Genomic DNA, 3,052 nt, shown 5'->3' with positions numbered 1-3,052 from the left:
GAGTATCTTTAGCGGGAAAATCACACGCCAACCCGGCCAGCTACTCAAGAGCGTATTTGATCGGAAGCTCCACCCAGGAATCCACGGCACGGCCCGACTTTGTTCTGGCCGGGTTGAACTTGAACTTTTTCACGCCTTCGATTGCGGCCGCATCCAGCGTGGCAGAACCCGAGCTTTGACGGAGCCGCACCTCGCCGGCGTTGCCGTTCGCCAAAACTTCCACTCGCAACCTGACAACGCCCTGCTCGTCAAGGCGCCTGGCACGCGCTGGATACGCAAGCCTTGGCGAATCGGCCTGGCTGGCGGGCCGCACAATTTCATCCGGGCCGGTGACACAAGCTGTCAGCGCCATCGACAGAGGGAAAAGGAAGAAGATGCAGAAAACGCGAAGCAGGTATTTCATTGGTACCGGGTATGGATTGCAACTGGACAAAACTCAAACGCCTTCCAGGCAGCCAAAAAGCCTCACAGATCAAGCCAGCTTGGAACCTGGCTGAAAAATACCATGGGAATCCTGCAAGCAAGACTGTTGTGCAACCCAAACCAACTGCACGCAAACCAGCCAAACGGCATGAGCAGCATCAGCAAGATGAAAGCGTCAGTCAAATAGGCGAAAGGCCGTCTCTTTCGGATCTGGATGATGAGATCGATCAGGAACGCGCCCAGCATGATGAAGGTCATGAAACCAAGAAGAATGGCGATCCCCAGGCCAGTATCTCCGTGACGCTCTTGTGTGCGTGCGTACTCGAACGCTCTTTGTGAATACAGTTGCAAAAAGAGTAGTGGCGCTATAAATGCCAGGAGCCGAATGGCTACCGGTAATGCGTAATTTCTCATTGAGGCCTGAGTTGGGATGGAGGTGGCGCTGAAGGTGGTCGGCACTCAGTGGCTGGTTATCCACCCTTGACCTGAACGTTCGACATTTTGAGCGAACCAACGGCAGACCGGGCGGGCTTATCTGTATCAGGTGTGTTTGGTCCGCACCCTACTTCACCAACCCCAGCACATCCCTGAACACCTCATGCTCAGCCGTGCGCAGCCACTCAAACGCCACCATCTCGGTCGTCACCAGTTCGGCGCCGTTGCCGGCCAGGCGGTCAAAGGCGGCATCGCGGTTGCGCTCGGTGCGTGAACTGCAGGCGTCGGTTACCACCCAGACTTCGAACTCTTCTTCCAGCAAATCAAGCGCGGTCTGCATCAGGCAGACGTGGGCTTCGCAGCCGGCGATGACGATGGTGCTTCTGCCCTCTTCCGGCTCGGGCGCCGGCTTTTGCAGGTGTTTGGGCAGGCTGCGGGCGTTGCCGCCTGTCGGCGCCTTGCGCACGGGTGGGCGCAGCAGGTCGCCCAGGCCGTCGGCCACGGCGCTGAAAAACATCTTGTCCATAGTCTTGCCACTGGCGGCTTCAATGGCGGCCTGCAATTCGGGCACGGTGGCGCCCAGGCTTTCGGGGTTTTCTTCTGTGCCCCACACCGGCACGTCCAGCAGTTTGGCCATGCGGGCCAGCTTTACGGCATTGGCCATGACGAGGTTGCCTTCAAAAATGGCGGGCATCAAAAGGGTCTGGTAGTCGACCAGCACAAGTTGGGAGTCGTCGGCGTCAAGCAGCATCGGGGGTCCTGGGGAAATTCTGGAGGCGTTCTGGAAAGAAGATCAGGCCGGGCTGCGCTGCAGGCGCTCCACCAGGCCGATCACATAAGCATCGAACAGCAGCGTGGCGTCCTGCCCGAACATGCGGATTCGACCGGTATGTTGGAGAAGCAGCAAGCCCATGCCATGCGCGAACAAGGCCGTATTTTCGCGCAATGCATCGTCGGCGCCTAAACCCATGGCCCGCAAGGCGGTTTCACAAGGCCGCAAAGCATCGTGAAGGCGGTCATTGAGCTGCTGGTTCAGCTCGGTGCCCAAGCCGCGCGGGCGCATGCCCTGCATGAGGTAAAAACCCAGGTCCAGGTCGCGCGGGTTGGCCGCAAAAAAACCAAACCAGGCACTGGCCTTGGCTTCCAGCACCTCAGCCGGGCCGCCCCGCGCCTCACCCGCAGACGCCACCACGCCATTGAGGCGCTCCAGGCACTCGGCCAGCAAGGCGCCGTAAATGGCTTCCTTGTTTTCAAAATAGGAATAGATGGCCCCGGCGGTATAGCCTGCTTCCTTGGCGATCTCGCGGATGCTGGCGCCGTCGATGCCCAGGCGTTCGAAGACGGATCGGGCGGCGTCCAGCATCAGGGTTCGGCGTAAATCGTTTTGGACCTGCTGGCGGTCTATTCGGGTTTGCATCGCCAGAATATAGGCGTGAAAGACGTCTATCCAGGGTGCGATTTCCGGTGAAAATTAACGCTTGTTCTAAAAATTAAACGTTGTTTAAATTCACTGGATGACGCCAGAAGAGCTGCCACCATCGCAGCTTCATTCGTCACATGGCCCGTCTGGCCTCGCCTGTCGCCAAGCCGGCCAGCCTGATCAGCTACTCTTTTGATAGCTGCTTGCGCCCGCCCACAAAGGGCCGGAGGCGCATTTAATTCAAATCCAGCCCCAACAAGGTGTTATTCAGGCTCGATTCCCGCGGCCTTGATGATCTTTCCCCATTTCAGCGTTTCCACCGCCTGGAACTTGCGCAAGTCTTCCGGGTTGCTGGTGAAGATTTCGGTACCGCTGGACTGGTAAAACGGTGCGGCCGAAGGGCTGCGGGCTGCCTTGACCAGCATGTCGCTGAGCTTTGCCACCACATCGGCGGGCGTGCCGGCGGGCGCGTAGGCGGCAAACCAATAGGTCATTTCATAACCCTTGACGCCGGCTTCTGCGATGGTCGGCACCTCGGGCGCCAGCGGTGAACGTTGCCGGGTGGAAACACCCAGCGCCTTGAGCTTGCCGCCCTTGACCTGCGGCAGGCCGGTCGCCATGTCGGTGATCATCATGTCGATCTGGCCGCCCAGCAGGTCCGTCACCGCGGGCGGATTGCTCTTGTAGGGAATGTTCAGGATGTAGGTGCCCGTCATCTGCTTGAACTGCTCACCCGCCACGCGGCTGGACGAGCTGCCGCTGCCAAAAGACAGC

The 3,052-nt window shown here is 59.1% G+C and carries 4 protein-coding genes; 1 reads left to right on the top strand and 3 read right to left on the bottom strand.

Annotated elements, in window-relative coordinates; all coding sequences use genetic code 11:
- A partial coding sequence (locus AC1D1X_RS19510; protein ID WP_477698936.1) for a hypothetical protein occupies nucleotides 1–610 on the top strand: 610 nt, incomplete at its 5' end.
- Nucleotides 611–985: 375 nt separating this feature from the next.
- Here the strand turns inward: AC1D1X_RS19510 and AC1D1X_RS19505 are convergent.
- From AC1D1X_RS19505 to AC1D1X_RS19495, 3 genes are all read right to left on the bottom strand, one after another.
- Nucleotides 986–1,609 carry an isochorismatase family protein gene (locus tag AC1D1X_RS19505; protein WP_477669310.1) on the bottom strand — a complete coding sequence of 208 codons (624 nt, stop codon included), beginning with the start codon at nucleotides 1,607–1,609 and terminating at the stop codon, nucleotides 986–988.
- A gap of 42 nt (nucleotides 1,610–1,651) precedes the next feature.
- A complete protein-coding gene (locus tag AC1D1X_RS19500; protein ID WP_477669309.1) occupies nucleotides 1,652–2,275 on the bottom strand; it encodes a TetR/AcrR family transcriptional regulator in 624 nt (207 codons plus the stop codon).
- 266 nt (nucleotides 2,276–2,541) lie between these two features.
- Nucleotides 2,542–3,052: Bug family tripartite tricarboxylate transporter substrate binding protein (locus tag AC1D1X_RS19495; RefSeq protein ID WP_477698935.1), on the bottom strand; the 511-nt coding region annotated here is incomplete at its 5' end.

Source organism: Polaromonas sp. P1_G4 (assembly GCF_056405475.1).
Note: the sequence above shows the minus strand (reverse complement) of the source record. Positions and strands in the feature narration are given on the sequence as shown.

What these genes read in the sequence shown, in the direction of transcription:
- AC1D1X_RS19505 (WP_477669310.1), bottom strand. Translation starts at nt 1,609, where the DNA reads ATGCTGCTTGACGCCGACGACTCCCAACTTGTGCTGGTCGACTACCAG.
- AC1D1X_RS19500 (WP_477669309.1), bottom strand. Translation starts at nt 2,275, where the DNA reads ATGCAAACCCGAATAGACCGCCAGCAGGTCCAAAACGATTTACGCCGA.